Annotated in this window: 23 protein-coding genes; 10 read left to right on the top strand and 13 right to left on the bottom strand. The window is 71.6% G+C overall.

All coding sequences use genetic code 11. The annotated features are described in order from the left end of the window. Window positions 1–111: 111 nt before the first annotated feature. Window positions 112–1,080, top strand: coding sequence for a glycosyltransferase (locus ACIA8K_RS18205; RefSeq protein ID WP_396060219.1), 969 nt, complete (start codon window positions 112–114; stop codon window positions 1,078–1,080). Here the strand turns inward: ACIA8K_RS18205 and ACIA8K_RS18200 are convergent. Then, window positions 1,067–2,077, bottom strand: coding sequence for a hypothetical protein (locus tag ACIA8K_RS18200; RefSeq protein WP_396060217.1), 1,011 nt, complete (start codon window positions 2,075–2,077; stop codon window positions 1,067–1,069). The genes ACIA8K_RS18205 and ACIA8K_RS18200 overlap by 14 nt on opposite strands. 167 nt (window positions 2,078–2,244) lie before the next feature. Next, window positions 2,245–4,059: a rhamnogalacturonan lyase gene (locus ACIA8K_RS18195; RefSeq protein WP_396060214.1), complete on the bottom strand. Its 1,815-nt coding sequence runs from the start codon at window positions 4,057–4,059 to the stop codon at window positions 2,245–2,247. Between the two features lie 440 nt (window positions 4,060–4,499). Between ACIA8K_RS18195 and ACIA8K_RS18190 the strand changes: the two genes are divergently transcribed. Next, window positions 4,500–5,768, top strand: a complete 1,269-nt coding sequence (locus ACIA8K_RS18190) for a helix-turn-helix domain-containing protein (RefSeq protein WP_396060212.1) — start codon at window positions 4,500–4,502, stop codon at window positions 5,766–5,768. Between the two features lie 40 nt (window positions 5,769–5,808). Beyond that, on the top strand, window positions 5,809–7,515 hold the full coding sequence (locus ACIA8K_RS18185) for a hypothetical protein (RefSeq protein ID WP_396060210.1): 1,707 nt from the start codon (window positions 5,809–5,811) through the stop codon (window positions 7,513–7,515). On the opposite strand, the gene ACIA8K_RS18180 is transcribed toward ACIA8K_RS18185, so the two are convergent. After that, window positions 7,494–7,760 (bottom strand): hypothetical protein, encoded by a 267-nt coding sequence (locus tag ACIA8K_RS18180; RefSeq protein ID WP_396060208.1) that lies wholly within the window; start codon window positions 7,758–7,760, stop codon window positions 7,494–7,496. The genes ACIA8K_RS18185 and ACIA8K_RS18180 overlap by 22 nt on opposite strands. Before the next feature lie 174 nt (window positions 7,761–7,934). After that, on the bottom strand, window positions 7,935–8,798 hold the full coding sequence (locus ACIA8K_RS18175) for a helix-turn-helix transcriptional regulator (protein ID WP_396060206.1): 864 nt from the start codon (window positions 8,796–8,798) through the stop codon (window positions 7,935–7,937). Window positions 8,799–8,926: 128 nt separating this feature from the next. Between ACIA8K_RS18175 and ACIA8K_RS18170 the strand changes: the two genes are divergently transcribed. Continuing rightward, entirely contained in the window at window positions 8,927–9,832 is a 906-nt protein-coding gene (locus ACIA8K_RS18170) for an oxidoreductase (RefSeq protein ID WP_396060205.1), read from the top strand. A 225-nt stretch (window positions 9,833–10,057) separates the two neighbouring features. Here ACIA8K_RS18170 and ACIA8K_RS18165 read toward each other — a convergent pair whose 3' ends face one another. Beyond that, window positions 10,058–10,951, bottom strand: a complete 894-nt coding sequence (locus tag ACIA8K_RS18165; protein ID WP_396060203.1) for an alpha/beta fold hydrolase — start codon at window positions 10,949–10,951, stop codon at window positions 10,058–10,060. A gap of 93 nt (window positions 10,952–11,044) precedes the next feature. Between ACIA8K_RS18165 and ACIA8K_RS18160 the strand changes: the two genes are divergently transcribed. Beyond that, window positions 11,045–11,653, top strand: coding sequence for a TetR/AcrR family transcriptional regulator (locus ACIA8K_RS18160; RefSeq protein WP_396060201.1), 609 nt, complete (start codon window positions 11,045–11,047; stop codon window positions 11,651–11,653). Window positions 11,654–12,308: 655 nt separating this feature from the next. On the opposite strand, the gene ACIA8K_RS18155 is transcribed toward ACIA8K_RS18160, so the two are convergent. Further along, a complete protein-coding gene (locus ACIA8K_RS18155; RefSeq protein ID WP_396060199.1) occupies window positions 12,309–14,273 on the bottom strand; it encodes a putative bifunctional diguanylate cyclase/phosphodiesterase in 1,965 nt (654 codons plus the stop codon). 82 nt (window positions 14,274–14,355) lie between these two features. Here ACIA8K_RS18155 and ACIA8K_RS18150 point away from each other — a divergent pair, with 82 nt between their 5' ends. Then, window positions 14,356–15,384 (top strand): substrate-binding domain-containing protein, encoded by a 1,029-nt coding sequence (locus ACIA8K_RS18150; RefSeq protein ID WP_396060197.1) that lies wholly within the window; start codon window positions 14,356–14,358, stop codon window positions 15,382–15,384. A 3-nt stretch (window positions 15,385–15,387) separates the two neighbouring features. Here the strand turns inward: ACIA8K_RS18150 and ACIA8K_RS18145 are convergent, their stop codons facing one another. Then, window positions 15,388–16,668, bottom strand: coding sequence for an ABC transporter substrate-binding protein (locus tag ACIA8K_RS18145; protein ID WP_396060195.1), 1,281 nt, complete (start codon window positions 16,666–16,668; stop codon window positions 15,388–15,390). An 86-nt stretch (window positions 16,669–16,754) separates the two neighbouring features. Between ACIA8K_RS18145 and ACIA8K_RS18140 the strand changes: the two genes are divergently transcribed. Beyond that, window positions 16,755–17,516, top strand: a complete 762-nt coding sequence (locus ACIA8K_RS18140; protein WP_396060193.1) for a hypothetical protein — start codon at window positions 16,755–16,757, stop codon at window positions 17,514–17,516. Between the two features lie 57 nt (window positions 17,517–17,573). Here the strand turns inward: ACIA8K_RS18140 and ACIA8K_RS18135 are convergent, their stop codons facing one another. Next, a complete protein-coding gene (locus ACIA8K_RS18135; protein ID WP_396060191.1) occupies window positions 17,574–17,822 on the bottom strand; it encodes a winged helix-turn-helix domain-containing protein in 249 nt (82 codons plus the stop codon). Window positions 17,823–18,122: 300 nt separating this feature from the next. On the opposite strand from ACIA8K_RS18135, the gene ACIA8K_RS18130 reads away from it, so the two are divergent. From ACIA8K_RS18130 to ACIA8K_RS18120, 3 genes are all read left to right on the top strand, one after another. Continuing rightward, window positions 18,123–19,229: an ABC transporter substrate-binding protein gene (locus ACIA8K_RS18130; protein ID WP_396060189.1), complete on the top strand. Its 1,107-nt coding sequence runs from the start codon at window positions 18,123–18,125 to the stop codon at window positions 19,227–19,229. A gap of 4 nt (window positions 19,230–19,233) precedes the next feature. Beyond that, complete coding sequence (locus tag ACIA8K_RS18125) at window positions 19,234–20,058, top strand: class I SAM-dependent methyltransferase (protein WP_396060187.1); 825 nt, start codon at window positions 19,234–19,236, stop codon at window positions 20,056–20,058. Between the two features lie 119 nt (window positions 20,059–20,177). Then, a complete protein-coding gene (locus ACIA8K_RS18120; RefSeq protein WP_396060185.1) occupies window positions 20,178–20,933 on the top strand; it encodes an ABC transporter permease in 756 nt (251 codons plus the stop codon). Between the two features lie 143 nt (window positions 20,934–21,076). On the opposite strand, the gene ACIA8K_RS18115 is transcribed toward ACIA8K_RS18120, so the two are convergent. The 5 genes from ACIA8K_RS18115 to ACIA8K_RS18095 all read right to left on the bottom strand — a co-directional run bounded on the left by ACIA8K_RS18115 (window position 21,077) and on the right by ACIA8K_RS18095 (window position 26,363). Continuing rightward, window positions 21,077–22,315: a hypothetical protein gene (locus tag ACIA8K_RS18115; RefSeq protein WP_396060183.1), complete on the bottom strand. Its 1,239-nt coding sequence runs from the start codon at window positions 22,313–22,315 to the stop codon at window positions 21,077–21,079. Window positions 22,316–22,616: 301 nt separating this feature from the next. After that, window positions 22,617–22,877: a hypothetical protein gene (locus ACIA8K_RS18110; RefSeq protein WP_396060181.1), complete on the bottom strand. Its 261-nt coding sequence runs from the start codon at window positions 22,875–22,877 to the stop codon at window positions 22,617–22,619. 46 nt (window positions 22,878–22,923) lie between these two features. Beyond that, entirely contained in the window at window positions 22,924–24,411 is a 1,488-nt protein-coding gene (locus tag ACIA8K_RS18105) for an acetyl-CoA acetyltransferase (RefSeq protein WP_396060179.1), read from the bottom strand. After that, on the bottom strand, window positions 24,408–25,523 hold the full coding sequence (locus ACIA8K_RS18100; RefSeq protein ID WP_396060177.1) for an NAD(P)H-dependent flavin oxidoreductase: 1,116 nt from the start codon (window positions 25,521–25,523) through the stop codon (window positions 24,408–24,410). The genes ACIA8K_RS18105 and ACIA8K_RS18100 overlap by 4 nt, the downstream gene beginning before the upstream one ends. Window positions 25,524–25,583: 60 nt before the next feature. Beyond that, window positions 25,584–26,363 carry an isocitrate lyase/phosphoenolpyruvate mutase family protein gene (locus ACIA8K_RS18095; RefSeq protein ID WP_396060175.1) on the bottom strand — a complete coding sequence of 260 codons (780 nt, stop codon included), beginning with the start codon at window positions 26,361–26,363 and terminating at the stop codon, window positions 25,584–25,586. Window positions 26,364–26,366 lie beyond the last annotated feature (3 nt).

Genomic DNA, 26,366 nt, shown 5'->3' with positions numbered 1-26,366 from the left:
GCGGAGCGTTATGATAGCCGAAAGTATGAGTCACTTTCAGTGTTCACTCGTTCGCATACGACAACAGTCTCGGTCGGCGACCGTTGTGCCCAGCCCCTCTAGGGTTCAAACGTGCCACGCATACTTTTTTCGAGTCTTTCTTCACCCGGTCACACCTTCCCCCTGGTACCCCTCGCGGTAGCGGCCCGGGACGCCGGTCATGAGGTGCATTTCGCGGCCGGTGACCATGTGCACCCGGCGCTCGACGGGCACGGGCTGCGGCCGTTCCGCCCGGCCGACTCCTTCTACGAGATCTACGCGGACGACCTGGCGCCACACCTGGACCGGCTGGCACCGGACCTCGTCGTGCACGGCTGGGGACTGCCAGGCGTCGCCGAGGCCGCGCGCGCAGCCGGGATCCGCAGCGTGTGGCACGGGTTCGGCCGCCTGTTCCCGGACGGGATCGGCTTCGACAGGCCGTCGATGGAGCTGCCGCACGTGGACATCTGCCCGCCGTCGCTGCAGGACCCGGCGCTGACCCACCGGATCCCGCTGCGACACGTTCCCTACAACGAGCCGGGTGCCCGACCCGCCGCGCGCCGTGGCCCGCGACCGCTGATCTTCCTGAGCCTGGGCACCGCGTTCGGCACGCCGACCGTGCTGGCCAGTGCGATGCGCGGACTCGCGGACCTGGACGCGGACGTGATCGTCGCCGCCGGCTCGATCACCCTGAAGGACGACATACCGGACAACGCGCTGGTACGCCCCTGGGTGGCCCAGTCCGGCCTGCTCCCGGTCGTGGACCTCGTCGTCCACCACGGCGGCAGCGGCACGATGCTCGGCGCGCTCGCCCACGGCGTACCCCAGCTGGTTCTTCCGCAGGGTGCCGACCAGTTCGCGAATGCGAACGCACTTGTCAGAGCGGGCGCCGCGATCCAGCTCCCACCTGAGGACCAGCACGCGGACGCGGTCGCCGCCTCGGCCCAGGCGCTGCTTGCGGACCGGGGCGGCGATCACCGGGCGGCCGCGCGGGCGATCAGGAACGAGATCGCGGCGATGCCGTCGCCCGACGAGGTGGTGGAGGCGCTTACGGCGCGGTGAGCGGCGCGTCCAGGCCGGTCACCGAGGTGCGCGGCGTGAGCCGGACGCCGGCCGGGACCGGGGCCGGGAAGCCGAGCACCGCGAGCCCACCCTTGACCTGGTTGCCGGCCTCGCAGTCCTCGGTGCAGTTCGTCGGCGGGTTCGCGACCTCGGTGGCGTCCTCGCCGGTCACCATGCCGAGCCGGCCGCCGCTTGCCACGTCCCAGACGCTCGTGGCGCCGCAGTGGTCCGCGGTCTCGGTCAGGCCGAGCGTGTTAGTGAAGTCTGGGCCGCAGCCGGGCTGCTTGATCCGGGTGGCGACCTGCGCGCTGTCCCGCAGCACCAGCCGGGGTGACGCGTCCGCGCCGATGTTGACCCGCGGCGAGACGCGCACACAGCGGTCACCGGCCGGGCCGGTGGCCGGGTCCACGCAGTCGTCGCCGAGGAACTGGCCGAGCCGGGCCCGGAAGTTCGGGTTGTCATAGTAGAACGCGCCGTCCGCGAGCGTGTGCGTGATCCGGGTCCGGGCGCCGTCGCCGCGTTCCACCTCCATCTGGAAGATGCCGCCCTGCGCGCAGTCCTTGGCCTGGATCTTCATGCTCAGACCGCCGGGCCCGGTCCGGGAGAGCGTCATGTCCTCGTCGCGCAGCTCGACCGCGATCCCGCTGGTCAGCGCGAGGCCGCGGTGGTCCGGCACCTTGCTCGCGTAGACCGGGGTGAACCGCCCGCCGGTCATGTCGCCGACGTTCGCCCGGCCGGTCCACGCGTAGTCGTAGATGCCGAACGTGGCCGGGTCGATCGTGAACTGGGTGAAATTCCCCTGCACGGTGAAGCGGCCGGCCGGTGCCGCGACGGTGCCGCGGAACCGCTTGCCGGTGCCGGTCTTGCCGAGCGTGGTGTAGGTGCCACCCTCGCAGAACTTCGAGCTGGCGGCGGACGCGGTGGGCGCGATCGCCACGACCGCGGCGAGCGGCGCGAGGAGCACGGCGGCGACGGCCAGGAGTCTCTTGCGTGACATGCGGGGGCCTTTCGGACGGGGGTTCGATCAAGCGGCGTCAGCCTGCTCCCCGGGCCGCTAAGGCGGTGCTAGCCGATTGCTAAGGGACGGTTAAGGCTGGTCCTCAAAGGAATTCACACAAAAATCAGCCGGGGGTACGCGTACCCCCGGCTGATTGTGATCTGGATCTAGCTGATCTGGAAGCTCGGGTGCGGCGGCTGGTTGTAGGCCGTGTTCTGCCAGGCCACCGCCTCGCGGTACATGCGGTCCTGCATCAGCGACACGTGCGAGATGCTTGTCGCGTCGGTCGTCTGGTAGATGCGCAGCGCCGTGTTGTTTGTGGTCGGCCAGATGACCTCCTCGCGCCAGTCACCGAGGATGTCGGCCTGCAACGACGGCGTCGACTTGGTGCCGTTGTTGGAGTGGACGCCGCTCGCGGCAAGCAGCGTGGTGTCCGAGGACGTGCCGTACTTCTTGATGCTGGTGGCGTCAAGAAGCTCGCGCTGGCCGTCGCCGTCCCACCAGATGACGAAGTTCGTCGAGGAGGGCTTGCGGCCGATGTTCGCGTTCGTGGAGCTGCGCAGGCCGTCGACCGCGGAGGACCATGACTCGGCGCCCGGACTGCCCGCGTAGATGTCGGCGGAGACGCCGCGGCCGTTGTCGCAGCCACAGGAGGGGGCCGACCAGATGATCGCGCCGGTCCGCGCGTCCGCCATGTAGTGCGCGAGCTTGCTGGTGTCCTCGTCGACCTTGAACACCTCGAGGCCGGCCCGGCTCGGGATCAGGTCACCCACGTGCATCGCGTCGCCGTGGCCCTGACCGGTCTTCCACAGCCCGGCGCCGTTGTCGTCGATCGCGATCGCGCCGTAGATGATCTCGTCCTTGCCGTCCGCGTCCACGTCCGCGATCGACAGCTGGTGGTTGCCCTGACCGGCCCACGCGGACCCGTTCGTGGACGAGTTGCTGTCGAACGTCCACTTCCTGGTCAGCGCGCCGTTGCGGAAGTCCCAGGCCGCCACCACGGTACGGGTGTAGTAGCCACGCGCCATGATGATGCTCGGGTACGACCCGTTGATGTACGCGGTACCGGCCAGGAACCGGTCCACCCGGTTGCCGTAACTGTCACCCCAGCTGCTCACCGTGCCGCGCGCCGGCACGTAGTCCACAGTGGCCGCAGCCCTGCCGGTCTGCCCGTTGAACACGGTCAGGAACTCGGGCCCGGCGAGGATGTAGCCGGACGAGTTGCGGTAGTCGGCGGACGAGGAGCCGATCACCACGCCGGCGCCGTCCTTCGTCCCGTCCGCGGTCTTCATCGCGACCTCTGCCTTGCCGTCGCCGTCGTAGTCGAAGACCTGGAACTGCGTGTAGTGCGCGCCGGCCCGGATGTTCCGCCCGAGGTCGATGCGCCACAGCCGGGTGCCGTTCAGCTTGTACGCGTCGATGAACACATTGCCCGTGTAGCCGGACTGCGAGTTGTCCTTCGCGTTCGACGGATCCCACTTGAGCACGATCTCGTAGGCGCCGTCGCCGTCCAGGTCGCCCACGGACGCGTCGTTCGCCGAGTACGTGTAGGCGACGCCGTCCGGCGTGGTGCCACCGGCCGGCACCTGGATCGGCACGTCCTGGCTGGCCGCGAGCGTCTGGACCGGCTCGTCAGCCTTCAGTGCCGCCGTCTCCACGCCGCCGGTGACCGGGCGGACCGTGTAGGTCGCGTTCGCCGGCGCACCCCTGTCGGTGAAATTCGTGACCGACGCCGTGCTGATCCTCGTGCCGTCCCGGTAGACGTTGAACGCGACGCCGGACGGATCGGAGGCGAGCAACCGCCAGGAGAGGAAGTTGCCCTGCTCGGTGCGGATGCTGACCAGGCCGCGGTTGAGGTTCTCCGTGGTCGCCGCCGCCACGGGGGTGACCGTCTCGGCCGCGTTCGCGACTGTGACGCCGCCGCCGGAAAGCAGCAGGGCGGTCGCGGCGAGGACCGCGTACCGCTTCTTGATACGTTTCATACAGGGAGTCCAATGCCTTCGGGGTCGCGGTCCACCGGGCAGCCGGTGCCAGGCGGTGGAGCCGGCACCGACCCCGGGCGCGGCGAACCACGGCCGTGCGGTCACTTCCCGGTGGAGACGGAAAGCGTTTTCCCAGGTGGTTAACGTAGGCGTAACATCGCCGCTTGTCAATGGCTGGTAAGGCGTCCCGGTCAGCCGAGGCCCAGGTGATCGGCGAGGCGCCCCGCCGGGGTGTCTGTGCCGCCCGCATCGCCGCTCCCTCGTTCGCCTCAGCAGACAGGGACCGGGCCCTCACGCACCGGCCCCCGCCGCTTTCCGTCACGGGTGGTGTCGATCAGCCCGTAACCTGCGTTCCAATCTGGGAGATAGCGTGGGCAAGGTCGATAGGCCGCGCGTTGCCGCGGCCGGTGGCAACGCTGGCAACACCCGGGAGAGCGGTGATGGAGCGGTTCGGCGAGGCGGTGAAGCGCCTGAAGGGCACGATGCCCGTCCGCGAGCTCGCGCGCCGCGCGCACGTCGATGCCGGCCACCTCTCGCGGATCCTGAAGGGCGACCGCCCCGCCCCGGGCGCGGAGGTCGTGCGGGCGCTGGACGACGCGCTCGGCGCTAACGGCGAGTTGGTACGGCTGACCGTCTGCGGCGCGATCTGGCCGCTGACACAGCGTTGGAGCGACACCGACAATGAGCGGCTGGCCGATGCGCTGGAGAACACGACCCCGACCGCGGACAACGCCGTGGAGCTGGCGCACGAGTGGTTGATCGCCGAGGCGCCGCAGGTATACGAGTTGCGCGTGGGGCGCCGGGTCGGCGAGCGCATGGCCGGGAAGGTGGCGCGGCGGGTGCAGGGACTGCGGCTGCTGGACGACTACCTCGGCGGTGAGCACACGCAGGCGGTCGTCGCGGCTGAGCTCGCCGCGACGGGGCGGCTGGTGCGCGAGGCGGCGTACACCGAGGCGGTGGGGCGGCGGCTGCTGGTCGCGGTCGGCGAGCTGTGCCAGCTCGCGGGCTACGTCTACACCGACGCAGGCCGGCTCGCCGAGGCCGAGCGGCTGTACCTCGCGGGCATGCGGGCCGCACATGCGGGCGGGGACGACGGCGTGGCCGCGAACAACCTCTCCGCACTGTCCTATCAGCTCGCCAACGACGGCGACGCGCCGCGAGCGGTGCGGCTGGCCCGCTCGGCGTACGCGGGCGCGCGGGACGAGGCGAGCGCCACCGTGCGCGCGCTGCTGCTGGAGCGGGTGGCATGGGCGCACGCGCTCGCGGGCGAGACGGGAGCGGCAGAGCGGGCGCTCGGCGCGGTGGACGAGACCTACGCCGAGCGCAGCAGGGCGGCCGATCCGGTCTGGGCGTACTGGGTGACGCCCGAGGAGGTCGAGATCATGCGGGGGCGGGTGTGGACGGAGCTCAAGCGCCCGCTGCGTGCCGTGCCCGCGCTGCGCGGCGTCATCGAGGGTTACGGGCCGGATCGCGCCCGCGAGACCACGCTCTACCGCTCGTGGCTTGCCGAGGCGCTGGAGCAGGCCGGTGAGGTGGACGAGGCGGCGGCGCTTGCGACGGGGACCGTGAAGCTGTCACAGCACGCGCACTCGGTGCGTGCCGTGCAGCGCATCGAGGTGCTACGGCGGGTGCTCGCCCCGCACCGCGGAAACGCGGCCGTGGACGAATTCGAGGAGGCCGCCGCCACGACCTCCCACAGCTCGGCGTAATCGCCTCGCGGGCACGAGGACCGCGGGACATGATGACGCGGTGATCTGGAAACTGTGGCGTGCGGACCGGACGACGCCGCCGGACGAGCGGCCCGCCCGGCCTCCCACCGAAGCCGCCGCCCGCGATCACGGCCGTCCCGGAGCAACGCCGCACGAGCGCCCGGGACGGCGGCTTCCGGGTGGCGACGACCGCGATCAGGACCCGCACGGGCTGACCGCCGCCCTTCGCGCAGCGGCCGGGCGTGGCGACGCCGGGCTGCAAACGGCGGCCGCCCTGCTGATCGAACTGGACACCACGTCTGCAATCCGGGCGCTTGGCACGGAACTCCAACTGATCATCAGGCTCGATGACCGGGCCCGGCGGTGGTTCTGGCCGGCGGACCACCCGGCCAAACCGGTCATGGGCGCGGCCTCGGCGCGCCTGCGGGACGGCGATGCCGGGCCTGTCGCGATCGCCCTGGCGAGCATGCACGCCGACGGCAGGATCCGGCAGGCGGCGGTGGACCGGATGGCCTCGGCGCCGGATCCCGTCTGGACCCCGTTCCTGGTGCTCCGCGCGGCGGACTGGGTGCGAGACGTGCGCACTCCGGCACGTACCGCGGTGGTGGATGCCCTCGCCGTCGCGGACGCGCCGCACCTGGCCGCGGCGCTTGACATGTCGCTTCTCCTGCGGGAACGGCAACTCGGCCACTTCGCGCACGCGCAGGCCGTCGCCGGGCTGGTCGTCGCGCGGCCGCCGGTCCGGGACGCGCTGCTGCTGGCCGGGCCGGCGATCCGGCGCCGGTTCGTGTTCGCGCTGGGACAGGGCCTCGGCTGGTGGTCCCCGGAGCGGCTGGAGTCGCTGGCCCGCGGGGACCGGGACCGGGCGGTGCGGGCCGGCGCGGCCGAGGCGGTGTGCCGGGCGGCGGTCTGGTCGGCGCGCGATGACCTGCTGCGTGAACTGACCCGGTCCAGGTACGCGCAGGTCCGCGGGCTGGCACTGACCGGGCTGGTGCGGCTCGGCCGGTACGCGGCGGCCGCCGAGTTCCTTGACGATCCGGGCGACCTGGTACGCGCGATCGCCCGGGACGCAGCCCGCCGCGCGGGCCTGGACGCGCTCGCCCACTACCGGGCTGCGGTCACGGCGCTCGCCTCTCCCCCGCCCCCGACAACCGCCGACACGGCAGCCACATCCGACAACACGACAGCGACAGCGACAGCGACAGCGACAGCGACAGCGACAGCGACAGCGACAACCGGCAACGCAAAGTCGGCCACCGCCAACACAACGGTGGCCACCGCCGACGTGATGGTGTCCACCGCCGACGTGATGGCGATCGCCGGTCTGGCGGAGGCCGGGACCGAGCGGGATGCGCCGCTTGTGCACGCGCTGCTGACGCATCCGGACGCCCGGGTCCGGGCCGCCGCGGTGCGCGGGTCGCGCCTCCTCGGCGTACTCCCGGTGGCTCTTCTCCTGCCTTTGCTTCGCGATCCGTCCGCGGCCGTGGTGCGGGAGGCCTCGCTCGCGTTGCGCCCGTTGCCGCGTGCGGTTCCGGAGGCGCTGATCCCGGAGCTGCTTGCGGACGCCCGGGTGGAGGTGCGGCGGGCCGGTTACCGGCTGGCCCGGGCGCGGGGTGCGGCGGTGGCGCTGCGGGCCGGGCGCGCGCTGACCGACGATCCGGATCCGGGTCTGGCCGCGCGGGTGCGGTCGGACCTGGCCACCCGCGCCGACCTGCCGGCCCCGCCTCACCAGAACTTACGGCGGTAATGCCCCTTGTGCCGGTAGTGGCCGCGGTGGCGGTAGTGACCGTGGTGTCCGTATCCACCGCCGTGGTGGTACCCGGGCGGCGGCCCGTACCCACCGTGCCCGTACCCACCGTGACCGCGATGGCCGTACAGGCGCCGGTTGACCTCGCCCAGCAGCCGGCCCGCGATCGGGTTGCCCCGATGCGCCCTGCGCTGCAACCTCGACGCCACCATGGACAGCAGGAATCGCTTGACGAATCCGCTCACCGCACCTCATCCTCTCGAACCCTGCCGCCCACGGTAGGCGACCGTGTCCACAACCCCCTGTGAGTCCCGCCCTGGGCCTGGCGACCGCGGAGCCGGAAGGGAGGAGCCCCTGGGCGACGACCGGTGCCCGCGGGAGCGTGCGGGCCGGACCACCGCGGAAGCGGGAAAAGATCCTTAAGGACGCTGTGCGGTACGGGTCGCGTGGAGGGAGGCGAGGAGGTGGAGGCGGTCGGCGTCGGGGGTGCCGGGGCCGGCGGTGTAGACGAGCATGACCGGGCCGGGGTTGCCGGGCAGGGGGTAGGTGTCCCAGGTCAGGGTGATGTCGCCGACCTCGGGTGCGCTGAAGGTCTTGGTGCCGGTGACCGACTCGCGGACGTCGTGCCGGGCCCACAGGCGGCGGAACTCGGCGCTGCGGATTGTCAACTCGCCGACGACTGCGGTGGCGCGCGGGTGGGTCGGGTCGGTGGCGACGGCGGCGCGCATCATGCCGATGTAGTCGAGGGCCTGGCGCTCCCAGTCGGGGCAGCTGCGGCCGCGGGTGCGGGTGTCGTCGAACATCAGCAGCAGCATGTTGAAACGGTCCGGTGGGTAGCCGGCCGGGTCGCCGAGCAGCGCCTCGGCCATCGGGTTCCAGGCGAGCAAGTCTAGGTGCCGGCCGAGGACCACCGCGGGCGTGTGCATCACGTGCAGTAGTCGCCGGGTGCTCTCCGGTACCCGCTCCGGGCCGCGGTCGCGGGCGGTGGGCATCGGGCGGCGGGCCGCGTGGGCGAGCGTGAACAGGTGGCGGCGTTCCTCGTCGTCGAGCGCGAGCGCGCCGGCGATCGCGTCCAGGACGTCGTCGGACGGGCGGACCTCCCGGCCCTGCTCCATCCGCTGGTAGTAGTCGGTGCTGAGGCCGGCGAGCAGCGCCAGTTCCTCGCGTCGCAGGCCTGCGACCTTGCGGCGGCCGCCCGGCTCCAGGCCGACGTCGCGCGGGCGGAGTCGGCTGCGCCGGGCGCGCAGGAAATCGCCGAGCTCACGCGCGTACGGATGGGTCATGACGCAAGTGTGCCGCCCGCCCGGCCCGCCGGGGTAGGTCCCGCAGACCTAGGGAAGCGGGTACGACCGAACCGGCGCGCACCGCTCCTAGCGTCAGCGGTCAACGACCCCGCACCGAGGAGCAGATCATGACCGAATGGACCGCCGACCACATCCCCGGCCAGCACGGACGGATCGCGGTGGTGACCGGGGCGAACTCGGGCCTCGGCCTGTTCACCGCGACCGCGCTCGCCGATCGCGGCGCCCACGTCGTGCTCGCCGTCCGCAACATGGCCGCCGGCGCCGAGGCCGCCCGCCGGATCGGCGGCGACGTCGAGGTGCGCGAGCTGGACCTGGCCTCACTCGACTCGGTGCGCGCGTTCGCCGCGAAGCTCGCCGCCGACCACCAGGCGATCGACCTGCTGATCAACAACGCCGGCCTGGTGCTGCTCGGCGAGCGCCGCGCCACCGCGGACGGCTTCGAGATGCAGCTCGGCACGAACATGCTGGGCCCGTTCGCGCTGACCGGTCTGCTGCTCGGCACGCTCGCCGCCGCGCCGGAGCCCCGGATCGTCAGCCTCAGCTCGATCACCCACAAGTCCGCGCACCTCGACTTCGACGACCTGATGTTCGAGCGGAACTACCGGGCGTCCCCCGCCTACGGCCGCTCCAAGCTCGCCACCACGATCTTCGGCGTCGAGCTGGACCGCCGCCTGCGCGCCACCGGATCCCCTGTCGTCAGCACGCTCGCCCACCCGGGCCTCACCCGTACCAACCTGACCCCACGCGCCTGGGAGCACCTCGGCGCGCGCGGCCGGCTGATCGCCCGGATCGGCCTGGTGGCCACCCAGCCGGTCGAGCGCGGCGCCCTGCCCCAGCTGCGCGCCGCCACCGAGCCGGGCCTGCGCGGCGGCGAGTTCTACGGCCCGGCCGGCCTCGGCGAAACCCGCGGCCGCGTCACCACCGCCCGCTTCAGCCGCGACGCCACCGACCCGGCGATCGCCCGCCGCCTCTGGTCCGCCGCCGAGCGCCTGACCGGCGTGACCTACCTCTGACCACCCCAACAGCGGAAACCTGTCTTCCCGCTTCCGCGGTGGTCCGGCCCGCATGCTCCCGCGGGCTCCCGATCCGCGGGTGGCCGGGAAACCCCGGGCGTGCCCGTGCCGAGGGCTGCTCCGGAGCGTGTCCGCCGCGCGGTACGCCTGTTACCGGCGGACCGCTTACCGGACGACTGCTTACCGGACGACTGCTTACCGGCGGGCTGCTTACCGGCGGGCTGCTTACCAGCGGGCTGCGAGGAAGTTCTCCAGGATCTCGGTGAACCGGGCCGGCTGCTCCTCCGCCGCGTAGTGGCCGCAGTCGTCGATGATCGCCTCGGTGACGTCGTCGGCTGCGAGCCGCATCGTGTCGGCGACCAGGGGCCCGCTGTAGAGCGCGCCGCCGATGGCGAGCACCGGAAGCGTCAGCCGGGTCTTCTTACGCCGCTCGTTCTGCGCGATCGTCTCGTCAAGCGCGCGGTAATACGCGAAGCTCGCCCGCAGCCCGCGCGGATCGGAGGCGATCGCGTCGACGTACACGTCGACGGCGTACTCGGGGATGGTGGTCGGGGTCGCGGCCTTGACGGCGAAGTGGTGGCCGAAATAGAGCCGTTCGCGCCCCCTGACCAGCTCCTCGTTGAGGCCGTCCAGCCGGTTGAAGCCGAAGTGCCAGAGCCGCTTGTTGACCGCGACCGGGCTGAAGACGGACGGGGCTGGTGTGAGGCCGGGGATCACCGCGTCGACGACCGCGAGCCGGCCCAGCCGGTCGGGATGATCGGCCGCGATGGCGTAGGCGGTCCACATGCCGATGTCGTGGCCGACCACGTCGAACCGCTCGTGGCCGAGCGCGGCCATCAGCGCGACCGAATCGGCGGCCAGCGTGCCGGCGTCGTAACCGGCGTCGGGCTTGTCGGAGAGCCCCGCTCCCCTCGAGTCGATGGCGACGACCGTGTGCGTACGGGCGAGCGCGGGCATCACCTTCCGCCAGGCGTACCAGGTCTGCGGCCAGCCACCGATCAGCAGCAGCGCCGGGCCGGTCCCGCCGGTGACCGCATGCAGCCGCAGCCCGTCCACCTCGACGATCCGGCTGGTGAAGACGTCCGTGAACCCGTCGGGCAGCGACAGTGACTCAAGCATCGGAATCCCATCTTTGAACGATCGGTACAACTTGCGATGCCCAGACCATACACATCTTTGAACGATCAGTACAAGATGTGTACGCTTGTGGACATGGCCGGCCGCAAACAATTCGACGTGGACGAGGCGCTACGGCGCGCGATGCTCGTATTCTGGCGCTGGGGCTACTCGGACGCCTCGATCGAGCGCCTCACCGACGGCACCGGCCTGGGCCGGGGCTCGCTCTACGCCACCTTCGGCGACAAACCGGCCCTCTTCCGGCAGAGCCTCCAGCGGTACTCCGAGACCTACCACCCGCTCTACCACCGCGCACTCTCCGGCCCACACCCGGCCCCGGCCGCCGTGATAGCCGCTTACCTGCAGGTCACCCTGAACCGCATCGCCGACCCGGCGGTCCCGGACGGCTGCCTGCTCACCATGTCGGCTGCACAACTCCCAGCCCTCGACGCCGAGAGCCAGACGCTGGTCCGCGCCATGATCGACAGCCTGCGGGCGATGCTGGAGATGGCATTGCTGGCAGCTGGCGCCGACAACCAGGAGGCGGCAGACCTGGCGCTGTCCACACTCGCGACGAACCAGTCCCTGGCCGTACTGAGCCGGGCCGGCTTCTCCGCCGAAGACCTCACCACCGTCGCCACCACCACCGCCCGCATCCCCACAAAGCCCCGACCTGCGGAAACGGCGGGTCACGGCCGGGCCTAGGCAACGCGGATCCACCCCCGCCCGGCCGAACCAGTTTCCCGGGGCGGACGCCAGCAACACTCATCCACCTGGTGGTATTGAAGATCCTCGCGGCCCTGGTGGCCCTTAAAACCCCGCAATAAGGGCCACCAGAGCCGCAAGGATCTTGAGTGGAGATAGCGTGCGCCACAGAAAAGTGCGATATCGGAAAAATGGGGCCGGACGTAATTCACGCGTGGCGCGGACTGACTCGAACAGCAGAATCAAGATCAGCTGCCTGCGACGCCAGCACTTGCGCGCACCAACCACAGCCGCGCTCACCAACCGTCACCGACGCGAGACCCGCGCAACCCGAAGCAGACCTCCACAGCCCGAACCCACCGCACCCATCGCGGACCTCCGGCTTCGATGCCAGTTCTGGCGAACGCCAAACCGCGCCCGCACCACCCTGACCAGCACTGACGCGACACCCGGCGCGAACACTGCGGCGTGCCGTAGGCGCGCAACTCCCCGCTACACGGCGGCGGCCGCGTGTTCTTCCCCGCCCCGCGCGAAACCGGCTCCGAGCCGCCCGGCAAGCGGAGCGCCAGCGGAGTCTTGGCGGGCGGCGAGGTTTGCCCGCGGGAGCAAACGGGCCGGACCACCGCGAGAGCGGGAAGCGGACGTGAATGGTGGGTCAGCGGGTGGCGGGCTGGAGGGGTTCGGTGGTGGACCAGGAGACGGCCCAGGCGGCGAAGTCGTCCGGGGGCAGGGGGCGGCAGAAGAGGTAGCCCTGGGCGATCTCGCAGCCCATCTCCGCGATCATGGCGTGGGTACGTTCGTCCTCGATGCCTTCGACGACGACCTGGAGGCCGAGCGCGTGGGCGAGGTCGACGATCGCGGTGACGATGGGGCGGCCGCGGCTTGTGGAGAGGATCTCGGTGGTGAACTGGCGGTCGATCTTGAGTTCGTCGAGCGGCATGACCTGCAGGTAGCTCATCGAGGAGTAGCCGGTGCCGAAGTCGTCGATGGAGAGCAGGACGCCGCGGTCGCGCATGTCGCGGAGGGCGGCGGCGGCGCGGACCGGGTCGTCGACGAGCGCGCTCTCGGTGAGTTCGATGGTGAGCTGGCCGGCGGCGGTGCCGTAGCGGTCCATGAGTTCGGCGACCCGGTCGGGGAAGGCGGGGTCGAGCAGGTTGGACGCGCCGACGTTCACCGAGACCGGGATCAGCAGGCCGTCGTGCCGCCAGCGCTGGTGCTGGGCGAGCGCCTCCTCGAGCACGGCCTCGGTGAGCGGGCGCATCAGGTCGCTCTGTTCCGCGCTCGGGATGAACAGGTGCGGGCCGAGCAGTCCGCGGGTCGGGTGCAGCCAGCGGACCAGCGCCTCCGCGCCGCTGAGCGCGCGGGTGCCGACGCGCACCTTCGGCTGGTAGTGGAGTTCGAGTTCGCCGTTCTCGATGGCGCGGCGCAGTTCGCCGAGCAGGGTGAGCTGTTCGAAGCTGTTCAGGTCGGCCTCGGGGTCGTACATGCTGATGCCGCTGTGGCCGCGTTTGGCCGCGTACATGGCGACGTCGGCGTGCTGGAGCAGTTCGGCCGCGCTGGTGCTGGGTTCGGGGTAGTACGCGACGCCGATGCTGCCGCTGATGTCGAGCGTGAGGCCTTCCAGTTCGGCGGGGCCGCACAGGCCGGTGAGGATGCGGCGGCCGATCTCCATCACCTCGTCGGCGGACTGGACGGCGGAGAGCAGCACTGCGAACTCGTCGCCGCCGAGCCGGGCGACCACGTCCGTGCCGCGGGAGGCGCCGGTCAGCCGCCGGGCGACCTCCTGGAGCAGCAGGTCACCGGCGTGGTGGCCGAGCGTGTCGTTGACCTCCTTGAACCGGTTGAGGTCGATGAGCAGCAGGCCGACGCCGGGACCACCCGGGATCGTACGCGCGATGGCCTTCTCGATGCTCTCGGTGAGCAGATTGCGGTTGGCGACGCCGGTGAGCCCGTCGTGGGTGGCCCGGTACCGGCTCTCCGCGGCCTGGCGTTCGGTGCTGCGCTGGTAGACGAGCAGCACCACGGTGCAGAAACCGACAAGTGCCAGGTCGGTGAGGGCGATGACGCCGACCGCGAGCTTGATCTGGTCGCTGTTCTGCTGGGCCTCGCGGAGTCGGTCGCCGATCTCCAGGTTGTTCCGGGCGATGTTGAGCGAGGCCTGTTTGCGAAGCGAGGCGGCGCTCAGTGCGGCCTGCCGGGCCTGCTGGACGACAAGCACCTCGTCGTCGCCGCGGGTCGCGTCGACGAGGTTCCGCAGCGTGTAGCTGTAGCCGCTGTAGGTGTTCTGCAGTGCGCGGGCCTGGGCGCTGTCCTCGCGGCCGCCGTGGGCGTTGAGCCAGCGCAGGTTCTCCTCGGCGGACCCGATCGAGCCGGTCAGGACGGCGCGGCCCTGGGCGCTCTGCTGGTCCAGGAAGTCGACAAGCAGCTCGTACTCAATGTTGATTTTGAGGTAGATCTCGTTCCACTGCTGGCTGACCTGCTGCCGGGCGGCGACGGACGCGGACGCCTCGGCGGCGCTGCGGGCGCTGAAGAAGGCCAGCCCGGCCAGCAGAGCCAGGCCGATGGTGAGCGCGACGATCGCGCTGCGCGCCACGGCACGCCGCTGCAACCAGTGACGCATCCGGCCGCACCCCCTCGCCTTCGCACATCGACCGGAGGCCGGTTCCCCTGAGTGAATCCGGAACCGTGCCGATGGGAGGCGTATGCGGATTCTCGGCGCACTGCTCGCGGCGCTGCTCACGATGACGACGGCCGGCTGCTCCGGGAGCCGGCGGCCGGGCGCGGTGGCGTTCCTGGTCGCGAGCCGGCAGTTCATGTTCGTGCAGGAGATGACGCTCGGGTTCGCGCACGGCGTGGAGTCGGTCGGCGGCGTCGCGCACTCCGAGACCGGGCCGGGCGTCGCGGACAGCACCGCGGAGCTCAAGGCGTACCGGGACGTCGAGGCGGCGGCGCCGGGCGGGCTGTCGATCTTCACGCTCAGCCCGGAGCTGTTCGCCGACTCGCTCGGCACCACGACCGCGACCGGCCTGCCGGTGATCGCTGTGCACACGCCGCCCGCGCCCGGGTCCGGCGTGTCGCTGTTCATCGGCAACGACAACTACCGGCTCGGCGAGATGCTCGGCGAGGCGGTCGCGGGCACGCTGCCTGCCGACACCGGGGGCGTGGTCGTGATCGGCTCGCCGAGTCCGGGTGTGGCGTCGCTGGAGCGGCGGGTGGCCGGCGTCCGGGACGCGCTGCACCGGCTGCTGCCGAGCGCGGTGGTGGTCGGCCCGTTCGACACCAAGCAGGAGCCGTCCGCGAACCTGCGCGCCTGGCAGACGCTGCGGAACGCCAACCCGGACGCGATCGCGTACATCGGGGTCGGAGGCCGGGACGTCGCCTCGATCGCGTCGCTGCGCGCGGTCGGCCGGGAGGAGTGGTCCGCGGGCGCGATCGGCTTCGACGGCAAGTCGCTCGGGCTGGCGCAGAAGGGGCGGATGGCGCTTGTGTCGACGGAGCCCTATCTGCAGGGTGACGTAGCCGGGCGGCTGCAGGCGCTGTCCGCGAAGACCGGCCGGCCGCTGCCGGTCGGCTGGATCCAGACGCCGGGGCTGCTGATCGACAGCGGGAACGCGGCCGCGGTGATCGGCCGGCAGATCTCGCAGGCGCGCCGCAGCGAGTGGTACGACGACATGGCGGACGCGATCGTGCGCTCCCCGGAGCAGTATCTGCGGCCGATCGGGCAGGTCTAGGCGCTAGTTGACGCCGAGGCTGGCGGCCAGGCGGCGGCCCTCGGCCACCGCGTCACGCCAGGCCTCGGTCTCGGACTTGTCGCCGCGCTCGTACGCCTCCAGCTGCTTCACGTAGATCATGTGCACGTCCTGGTCCGCCGGGGCCTCGTAGACGCGGTGGGCGCGCTGGGCCGAGTCGCCGAACACCTCGACCGTGACCTGGCCGCCGAAGTACGGGTCGGGTTCGCGCAGCGCAGGCATCGTGTACGTGGCGGGCGCGGCCGGGAACAGCGCCGCGTCGGTGAACGCCCGGGCCTGGTTCTCCGGGGACAGCAGCCAGGAGACGATCTCGTACGCCAGCTTCGGGTCCCGGCCGTTGCTCGGCAGCGACAGGAACGACCCGCCGTAGTTCGCGCCGGACGCGGGCCCGGCCGCCACCCGCCAGTCGCCGGCCGCACCGGGCGCCGCGGTCTTGATGTCGAAGCCCAGCCACGCCGCGCCCAGCTCGGTGGCGAGCGAGCCGTCGGCCAGCCCGGCCTTCCACAGTGCGTCGTCGTGGACCGGGATGCCCGCGCTGACGCCCATGCCGACCAGCCGGACCGCTGTCTCCCAGGCCGCGCGCACGTGGGTGGCGTCGCCGACGAAGTGGTTCCCCTCGTCGATGAAACGCTTCGCGCCCTGGCAGATCACGATTGTGAACAGCTCGCCCGCGTTGCGCAGCAGTTTCGTGCCGGGCACCCTGCGGCCGAGTTGGAGGCCGGCCTCGAAGTAGTCGTTCCAGGTGCCGAGCATGGCCGCGACCTCACCGGGCTCGACCGGCAGGCCGGCCTTGTCGAAGACGTCCGCGCGGTAGTACATGGCGGTCGGGCCGATGTCGATGGGGAAGCCGATCAGCCGGTTGTCCGGCGCGCTGGCCTGCTGCCACTTCCACGGCAGGTAGTCGCCGGCCACGTCGTCCGCGCCGAGTTGGTGCAGGTCGGCGAAGAGGTCGGCGCGGGGCAGGAAGGACGCGATCTCCTCGCCCTTGAGCCCGGCGATCGACGGCACGCCGTCTGCCGGGCCGGCCAGCACCTCGCTCAGCCTGGCCCGGTAGTCGCCCTCGATCAGCGTGGGGGTGAGCGTGGTCCTGTCCGCGAAGCGGGTGACGGCCTCGGCAAGCACGGCGGCACTGAGCCCGCCGGGCCAGTACCAGAGCACTGTCTCTCCGTCGGCCGCGGTCGTGTCCCCGTCGTCGCCGCACCCGGCGGCGGACGCGGCCATCAGGCCTGCCGCGGCGCCCAGGACCCACCGACGGGACACCGACACGGTTTGGACCTCCTCTGCGATCTCCACCGTACTTTCTTAAACCATTTTAGAAGCATTTATCGGTACGTTTCAGACACGATAGGTCCATGGCGGATCTTCAGGGATGGGTGGACGTGCCCGTACGCGTGGAGCCGGGCGGTGAGGCGACGGTGATCGCGGCCGAGGAACGGGCGCTGTGCCTGCGGCGGGGCAGCGGCGACTGGACCGGCCTGCAGCAGTTCGACACCGTCTCGCTGGTCCGCGTCACGCCGCTCGGCCGCTGGTGGGCTGCGGTGCGCGGGGTGGACGGCGCGGAGCTGCAACTCGGCATCCCCCGCCCGACCGGCGCGGACCGCCGGCGCTATGCCCGCCTGCCGGTCACCTCGGCCATCGCGGTCTGGTGGCCCGGCGCGACCGAACCCGCGGCCGGCCGTACCACGGACATGTCCGTGGGTGGCTTCTCCGCCCAGCTCGACCGCGAGGTGCCGGCCGGCGTCTCGGTCGCGGCCCGCATCTCGCTCGGCGAGTCGCCGATGACCTGCATCGCGGCCACCGTCGACGGGCGGGAGGGACGGGCGCGGTTCGCGTTCACCCACCTGCGCCCGGCGGACCGGGACATGGTTGCGGCGATCACCTGGACCACAGGCGCGGACGGTGCCAGCGTTCCCAGCGGTCCGGCCTGGCTGTGGGGGTCGGCCGGCGCGGCCGAGGTCTCGTTCGACGCCACCGCGCTCGGCGGCGCGATCAGCGGCGAGGGCCTGAAGGTGCAGCGTGGCGAGCGGGTGGTGATCGCGATCGACGACAAGCTTCTGCTGGCGCGCGTCGTCTCGCTTGCCGGAGGTCGCCCGCGGCTCGCCTGGGACGACTGATGTCACTCGATCGATTGATTACGCAGTCGACTCAACTAAACACGTAGAGTGATATTTTTACATCGCTTTCGGCCGCGACGGCGCCTCGGCGCTTGCGGGCACGTAGACACCACGGCCCTGGTGACCTTGGAGCTCACCGAGGGTGTTGAGCATGCGGAGGGCCATCTTGACCGGTTCGGCACTGCAGCGATATTCCACTGTCAGCCCGGCGATGGAGGGCAACTTGTCGCCGGGCTTGAGCTCGCCGGAGGCGATCTTCGAGCGGATGTCAGCCATGATCTGCTGGTAGATGGGGGTGGCGGGCATGGTGAGGGACTCCCTTGGTCAGCGCCTGCCATGACATCACGCTCAACCTCGGATAACAAGCATCCCAAGAATCCTCAGTGCCCCTAGTTGACTTGGAATGAGAAGCATTCTAGGTTTTCGTGCCGAGGGTCCGCCCTGCTTGCTCTTGGTCAGCAACTGTGGGTGACGTTAGGCGGGCCCTCCCCCTTGACCGGGGCGTGCGCTCCACCTCGCGTTGCCGCTGGAGACCCCCCTCGCCGCACCCCCGCGGCTGCTCCACGGCAACTTAGAATGCTAGGAATTCCAGGAAGGGATGTTGCAGTGGCTTCACTGCTGAACCGGCCCCTGAGCCGCCGGACGCTGCTGGCAGGCAGCGCCGCGGCCGGCGTCGGTCTGACCGGCCTGGCCGCCGGATGCTCCTCGGAGGACGCTCCCCCCGCGGCGACACCCCCGGGTGAGATCCGAAAAACCACGTACATGACCGCGTTCGGCCTGCCGGGCCGTGAGGCGGCCGGCGCGGTGGCTAAGGGCAAGGGCTTCTTCCAGGAAGTCGGCCTGGACGTCGAGATCCTCGCCGGTGCGGCAGGTGAGAAGAACTACGCGGCGATGGAGTCCGGGAAGGTCGACTTCGGCGCGGTGGACTGGTCCGGCGCCGTTCCGCGGTACGCCAAGGGCGGCAAGGCCGTGAAGATCGTGGCCGCCATCCACGCGCAGACGCTGATCTCGATGGTCACGCTGCCCAGCAAGGGCATCACCAGCGCCCGCCAGCTGATGGGCAAGAAGATCGGCGTCGGCGCCGGCGCGGCCCCGAAGTCGGTCTTCCCCGCCTACGCGTCCGCGTTCAACATCGACGTGGCGCAGCTCAACACCGTGCAGTGGCAGGAGGTCGCGCCGGACCAGGTGCCGGGCCTGCTGATCGCCGGCCAGGTGGACGCGATCGGCCTGTTCGTGGCCGGCACACCAGGCGTGCGCAAGGCCGCGATCGGCAAGGGCCTGATCACCAAGGACCAGGACCTGGTGGTGCTCCCCTACAGCGACGGCCTGACCGACCTGATGGGCAACGTGCTCACCGCGCGCACCCAGCTCATCCAGGAGCAGCCGCAGCTGGTCCGGGACTTCACCAACGCGCTGATGAAGGGCCTCGACTACGCGGTCAAGAACCCGGAGGAGTCCGCGAAGATCCTGGCCCAGCAGGTCCCGGAGACCGACCCGGACGTCGCGGCCGCGGAGCTGAAGATCATGAAGTCCTACGTCTACCCGCAGGACCCGGCGATGCCCGTCGGCTTCATCGACGTGAACCGGGCCGCGAAGGGCGCCGCGATCCTCGAAGGCGTGCTGCAGCTGCCGCCGGTCGACGTGACCGACATGATCGACTTCAACTTCGTCCCCGGTGGTACGCCCGCCGCGAACCCGTCCGCGGCGAAGTGACCTGATGACCGACATCAGGCCGTACCCGCTCAGCAACCTGCACGCGACGTCACGCTCGCACCACGACGCGCTCAGCGACCTGCTCGACGACGACACCATGTACCGGATCACCAGCCTGATCGACCGGGAGAGCTTCCCCGCGACCGGCCTGCCCTCCGGGACCTGGGCCGGCGCAAGCATGCTCGAGGTGGGCGCCGGGGCCGGCAGCGTCGCGCAGAAGATGCGCTACCTGGTCGGCGACACCGGCCGCGTGGTCGCGCTGGACCTGCACCCGGCGATCGAACCGGACGGCAACCTCGAGGTGGTGCAGCTGGACCTGCTCTCCGACGAGCCGCTGCCGGAGGGGCCGTTCCACCTGATCCACGCGCGGCTCACGCTCGGCCACCTGCCGCCGCGGAAGGCGATCACGGCGCGGCTGATCGACCGTCTCGTACCCGGAGGCTGGCTCTGTCTTGAGGACTTCCGGGCCCGGCGGGAGAACATCGCGGTCGTCGGCGCGGACGCGGAGATCGTCGAGGAGTTCCAGCGGACCGTCGGCCGGAAGGTCTTCGACGCACACGGTACGGATCCGGGCTGGGCGCCGGGGATGCACCAGACACTCACCGACCTCGGCATGACCGGCGTCGAGACCCGCACGTTCAGCTCGTACTGGGGTGGCGGGAACGCGGGCGCCCGCTTCCTGACCGCGATCCACGCACAGACCTACGACAAGGTGCTGGCCGCCGGCATGGACAAGGCCCGGCTGGACAGGGTGCCGGAGATCATGGCGCAACCCGCAACGTTGATCCACGGCCACGAGGTCTTCTCGGTCGTCGCTCAGCGCGGCTGAGTCCGTCTCCATACGTGCCGGGCGTGCCCGAGCACACCGGGACCGCCATCTTCCCGGTGTGCCCGCGCACGCCCGGCACATCCTAAGTCCTCGCCCCGACCCTGATCCGGAGCCGTCCCTTGACGCATCGCGCAGCACTCCTGCCCGTCACCGGAATCATCGGCGTCGTGCTCGCCTGGTGGACGTTCACAGTGCTCGGCGACGTACCCGAGTTCTTCCTGCCGTCCCCGCCGCAGATCTTCGACGCGTTCCTGGCCAAGCCGGACTACCTGCTCGGCGAGGCGTGGATCACGCTCATCGAGACGCTCGCCGGCTTCACGATCGCGTCCGTGGCCGGCCTGGCGATCGGCGTGGCGCTGGCCGCCTCGACCACCGCCGACCGGATTACGCTGCCGGTCTTCGTCGCGCTTAACGCGGTGCCGAAGGTCGCGCTCGCGCCCCTGCTGCTCTTCTGGCTCGGCTTCGGCCTGCCCCCGAAGATCACGCTGGTGGCGATCATGTGCTTCTTCCCCATCCTGCTCGCCGTCAAGCAGGGCCTGACCTCCGCGCCGACCGAGTCGCTCGAGCTGGCCGCGTCCCTCTGCGCGTCCCGCAGCCAGACGTTCCTGAAGGTCCGCTTCCACTACGCGCTGCCACAGATCTTCCTGGGCCTGAAGACCGCGATCAACCTGGCCGTGATCGGTGCCGTCGTCGCCGAACTCTCCAACCCGGAACGCGGCCTCGGCACCGTGATCAGCCGCAGTACCTCCAACTTCGACACCCCCGCCGCCTTCGCCGCGATCGTGCTCCTGGCCGTCATCTCCGTCATGCTCTTCTACGGCGTAGCCCTGATCGAACGCCTCCTCCTCCCCTGGGCCCGCGAAACCAACGGCTGACAACCCGATCTTCCCGCTCCCGCCCGGGTCCAGCCCGCGTGCTCCCGCGGGCAAACCGGAGCGTCGGGCTCCGCTGGCGCTCCGCACGTCGCTCCGGAGCCGGACCCGCCGTGGCAAGGACGAAGGGCCTCCTGAACGGGTGGTCAGCCCGGCAGGATGTAGGGGCTCTGGAGGTGCTGACGCAGGGCCCGGACGTCGAACGCGACGCGGTCGCGGGCTTCCGGGTCGTGGATGGCGAGAGCGATCAGGCCGGCCAGGCGCGGCGCATGCTGGGCAGTGAGACCGGCGTGCACCACCTCCGCCACGCCCAGGCTCAGCGCGGGCGCCCCGCCCAGGCCCGGCAGGTCGTACCGGATCTCCGCGTCGATGCCGCCGGCCGCCAGGCGCTCGCCGGCCACGGCCGCGTCCACCCCGGACGGGCGGGTGTCCACCCACAGCTGGTGGCCGCCGGTGTAACCGCGATCGGCCGCCTCGGGTGTCACGCCCTCCGCCGCCAGTGCGGCGCCGAGCGCGCGGGCCGTGTGCAGGATCGCGCGCGCGTACCGTTCGCCGGCCCGGGACTGGAACTCGGCAAGCGCGAAGCCGAGCGCGCAGACCGCGGCCAGGTGGTGGGAGGCGACCAGGTCACGTTCGGCGGCGAAGACGGCTTCGGCGACCGGCGCGGTCCGCATCGCCAGCAGGCCGTGCTGAGGGCCGGGGAATGCGGTGTGGGTGGCGCCGCCGATGCTGTCCGCGCCCAGCTTGAGCGGGGTCGGCAGCACGCCGCCGAAGATCAGCGGCATGGTGGCGGAGATGTCCACGTGCGTGCGGACACCTTCGCCGGCCGGCAGCAGCTCGGCCAGGGGCAGCGGGAACAGGCCGCCGTCCTCGAAGATCACCAGCACCGGCCGGTACGCCGAGATCGCGGCTGCCAGTTCGCCGGGGTCGGGCCGGTACGGATCCGCGTGCGCCAGGTGCACGGCCGCGAACCGCATGCGGCGAACCAGCCGCGACGTCCGGCATGATCCTTCGTGGGCCGCGTGCACCACAAGCACTGTCGCGCCCGGCTCCGCGTCCACCGAGGCGAGCACGAGCGCGGTCGCCTGCATGCCGGACAGCGGCCGGGCGGACACATAGGACGCGCCCGTGACGTGGTGCAGCAGCGGCAGCGTCACCTCGGTCTCGATCCGGGCGGCGTGCCGGCGGGACGGCAGCGTCCACCCGCCCGGCTCGCCGTCGATGTTGTAGAACGCGCGGGCGCCGGCGTCCGTGGCGTAGGCGGCTCTGGCCAGGCGGGAGCCCGCGTTCTCCGTCGGGACGAGCGAGATGACCCGGGCCGCGCGACGCTGGTGGCTGGAGAGGGCGTCGAGTCCGGCGGTCAGCAGATCCTCAACGTCGACCACGGCTTGCACGGTCCTCCTCGGGGCACGGGTGCTGCGGGCCGCGGCAGCCTAGGGCGTGCAGAGGGACTCTACGTGAGTAATCGGATCGCCGCAGTCCGTGCTCATATCGTGCCGCACCGATCGGTGATATTGAAGGTTTGCCACCTGGGAGTACGCGATCGTAATGGTGTCCATCAAAGCCTCATACCGGCCGAGAACACCACGATGTGCAGCTCACGGCGCTCGGGCGGGGCCGTCATCCCGGCGCATGAATGAAAAACCGGCTCACCCCGCATCCTGTGTGGAGGGTGAGCCGGAGAGGTCAGTTCGTGTACGAGTACGTGTACGTCTCGGTGACAGTGACGGTGTCGTCCGCGGCGAGCGAGGTGTAGCCGCCCGGGACCTCGTAGGTCTCCTCCGCCACACCGTCGCCGTCCGCGTCGTAGGTGGCGACGTCCACAAGCCCGTCCGCGTCGAGGTCCGCGACGGTGACGATGCTGCCGTCCGCGTACTTCTCCGCGACCACGTAGTCGTCGGTGCCGTTGCCGTCCGCGTCCATCATGAACTCGTAGGTCTCGCTCATCGCCGTGCTCCTGTCTCGCGGTGCCGCCTGCTGTCTGACAACGACGCTAGACGGCCGGCGGCTGCGGCGAATCCCGGGAAAATGCCACTCGCCCGTCCTCGGTGGTGACGTGTCCACGTGCGCCGAGCAGGTCGTCCTCGCCCGGCGGGGTGCTGGCGACGAAGCGCCGCCCGTCGTCGAGCCGACCGATCACGATCGCGTCCTGCCCGGGTTTGCGGGTGTAGGTCTCGACGACGGCCGGCCCGCTGGGGTCGTCGCACAGCGGCACCGCCGGCACCCGGTCGAGCGCGGCCTGGATCGCCGCGTCGCCGGACTCGCGCCACGGTGCCGGCACTGTCGAGTAGACGCCCACGGAGTACTTGCTGAGGAACCCGCCGTTCGCCCCGACCAGCCCGAACGTGCCCGGCGCCCGCCGCAGCCGCCGGACGACCTCCGCGATCGCGTGCAGCGAGTAGTTGTTGCCGGGCCCGCCGAAGAACGGCAGCCCGCCGGTGACGGTCAGCCCGCGCGGGTCGTCGGCCGGCAGCCCAAGCCCGTCGCAGACCGCGAACACCGCGATCGGGAAGCAGCTGTACAGATCGAGCACGCCGAGGTCGGCCAGGTCGAGCCCTGCCTGGTCCAGCGCGTGCCGGACCGCCGCCACCGCGGCCGGGTAGGCGGACAGGTCCGGGCGGTCGAGCACGTCCCGCTCGCGCAGGTCGGCGTGGCCGTGCAGGAACACCCACCGGTCCTGCGGAATGCTGTGTCGGCGCGCGGCCCCGGCCGAGGCCAGCAGCACAGCCGCACCCTGGTTGACCTTGTCTCGGGAGACCAGGTACCGCGGGTACGGGTCCGCGATCATCCGGTTGGCCGGCGTGAGCGTGACCAGCTCCGCCGCCGTGCGCACGGTCGGCGCGGCCGCGTGCGGGTGACCGGCGGCGACCCGGGTGAACTGTGCGAGGAGCGCGCCCATCGCGGCCGCGTAGTCCGTGCGGGACAGCCCGAGCCGGGCGCGGCGGGCGTGCTCGAACAACGCGTACTGCCCGGGTGGGTCGAGCAGTCCGTGCGCGGCGAGCTGCTTCGGGGCGAGGCCGTCCAGCCCGTACCCCCGGTCCTCGATCTGCCCTGGCGCGTGCTCGGTGAAGTCGGGACGGTCGTCCGCACGGGCGTAGTGCGCGACAGTGGAGATCGCCTCGGCGCCGCAGATCAGCGCGGTCTCCGCACGCCCGGCCGCGATCTCCCCGGCCAGCTCGGAGACCAGCCGCTGGGGCGCCTGCCCGCCGGTGACCTCGAGGATCGCGCGTCGTGGATCGAGGCCGAGCCGGGCCGCCACCGCGCGCGGGAAGGTGTCGGCGCGGCCGAGCGGCGCGTGCGACCAGGGGGTGGAGATCTCGAACTGGCGGACGCCGGCGATCACGTCGACCGGGATGCCGCCGCACGCGCGGGCCGCGGCGGCGGCGAGATCCACCGGGGACCTCCGCCGGTAGCCGGGGTCGGCAAGCCGCTCGGACGCCTCCCCCACCCCGATGATCACGGGGGTCCGGTCGTCGATCACACCAGCCGTCCCAGCGCGGCGATCCGGGCCTCGCACTCCTCCGCGATCGCCCGGGTGATCTCCGCGGCCGGCCGCAGCTCGCGGAACGCGCCCACCACCTGCCCGACGAAGAACGACTCCAGGCGCAGCGCGCCCTCGTGCCCGGCCGTGGCCGCGTCGTCGATGCGCTGCCAGGCCTCGCCGGTCAGCAGCGGCTGCAACGGCAACGGCAGCGGCGCGGGACTGCCCGGCCGTTCCCACTCGTCGTGCCAGGCGCTGCGCAGCTGCCGGGCCGGTTTGCCGGTGCGGGTCGGTGACCGCAGCGTGTCCGCGCTTGTCGCGGCCAGGAACTTGGACTTGATCGCGGCGATCGCGACGTCCTCGTGGCTGGCCAGCCAGACCGAGCCGCACCACACGCCGGCCGCACCGAGCGCGAGCGCCGCGGCCATCTGCCGCCCGTCCGCGATGCCGCCAGCCGCGAGGACCGGCACGTCACCGGCGAGGTCGACGATCTCCGGGGTGAGGACCATTGTGGCGATCGTGCCGGTGTGGCCACCCGCCTCGGTGCCCTGCGCGACGAGCAGGTCGACGCCGGCGGCCAGCTGCCGGACCGCGTGCTTGCCGGCGCCGACAAGCGCCGCGACCACCACCCCGGCCGCCTTGCCGCGGGCGACCAGGTCGGGTGGCGGGGTGCCGAGCGCGTTCGCGATCAGCGAGATGCGGTGCGTGAACGCCACGTCGAGCAGCGCGGCCACACCGGTCGGGCTGACGCCGGCGGCGAACTCATCCGCGATGTCGCGGGTGCCGGTGGCCGGGATGCCGTAGCGGTCCAGCAGCTCCGCGACGAACGCCAGGTGCTCGGCCGGGATCTGCGCGCGCAGGCTGGCGATCAGATCGTCCGGGTCACCGGCGGCGAACGTCGACGGGACGAGCAGATCCACCCCGTACGGCCGGCCCTGCACCTGCTCCTCGATCCAGGTGAGCTGCGCGTCAAGCTCGTCAGGCGCGTAGGCGGACGCGGCCAGCACACCGAACCCGCCCGCGTTCGTCACGGCGGCGACCACGGCCGGCGACCTGTTGAAGCCCACGATCGGATGCCGGACCCCGAGCAGCTCGGTGAAGGCGGTGCGCATCGACGCCATCCTCTCTGATCATGTGTCCCGCACGCATCGTGCCCCGCCGATGCCCGGATGTCACCCGAACGCGGAATCGATCTCCGCGCCGGTGAGCGACCTGGCCCGGAACGTCGTGGTGCCGGGCCCGAGCAGCTCACGCGCGGCGTCACGGGCAGCGCCGTATGCCGCCCAGGCGATCGCGCCGCCGGTGGACACCCGGCGGACCCCGAGCGCGGCCAGCTCCGGCACGCTTGGCCCGCCGCCGAGCGCGAGCACGTTTACCGGCGCGTCGACCTCGGCGATCACCCGGGAGATGTCCGCAGGGGTGTTGAGGCCGGGGGCGTAGACCACGTCCGCGCCGGCCGCCCGGTAGGCGCGCAGCCGGGCGACTGTGTCGTCCAGGTCGTCGCGCCCGTAGAGGTGGTTCTCCGCGCGGGCGGTGAGCACGATGCCGTACCGCGCACAGGCCTCGGCGGCCGTCGCGACGCGCGCGGCCGCCTCCTCAAGCGGCTCGACGGCCCCAGCCGCCGGGTCGTAGTCCTCGATGGAGATGCCGGCCGCCCCCGCGCCGGCTAGCGCGTCCACAGTGGCCACAACGTCATCGAAGCATCGCTCCGCGTCCACAGTGAGCGGCACGCCGACCGCGGCCGTGACGGCGGCGACGTGCGCGACCAACTCGTCCGGCGTGACCTCCTGGTCGTGCTTGCCGAGCGCGGCGGCCAGCCCGGAGGACGTGGTGGCGAGCGCCGGGAAGCCGAGGCTCTCCAGCAGGCGGGCGGAGCCGGTGTCCCACGGGTTCGGAAGGATGAACGTGCCGGACTCGTGCAGCGCGCGGAAGCGGTCCCGTAGATCGGTCATGCG

It is taken from the genome of Catenuloplanes sp. NPDC051500, from assembly GCF_044454585.1.
Taxonomy (GTDB): Bacteria; Actinomycetota; Actinomycetes; order Mycobacteriales; family Micromonosporaceae; genus Catenuloplanes.
This window is presented reverse-complemented; position numbering and strand designations above follow the sequence as displayed.